The organism is Microcoleus sp. B4-D4 (assembly GCF_036705185.1).
Classification (GTDB): Bacteria; Cyanobacteriota; Cyanobacteriia; order Cyanobacteriales; family Microcoleaceae; genus Microcoleus.
In genome coordinates, this window is sequence record NZ_JAUBTX010000022.1 from 92,336 (window position 1) to 92,618 (window position 283).

A 283-nucleotide genomic window follows, 5' to 3' on the forward strand; every position below is an offset into this window, starting at 1 on the left:
CGATTGTCGAAAATCTCGAAATTCCACAAATCGTAGAATCTAGACAACCTTCTCAACCAGAACCGATTGTCGAAAATCTCGAAATTCCACAAATCGTAAAATCTAGACAACCTTCTCAGCCAGAACCGATTGTCGAAAATCTCGAAATTCCACAAATCATAGAGTCGAGAGAAATTTCTCAGCCAGAACCGATTGTCGAAAATCTTGAAATTCCACAAATCGTAGAGTCGAGAGAAATTTCTCAACCAGAACCGATTGTCGAAAATCTCGAAATTCCACAAAT

The 283-nt window shown here is 38.9% G+C and carries 1 pseudogene; it reads left to right on the plus strand.

From position 1 onward, the window contains the following. Positions 1-283 (plus strand): annotated as a pseudogene (locus QUB13_RS17430) (hypothetical protein); the annotation flags it as partial.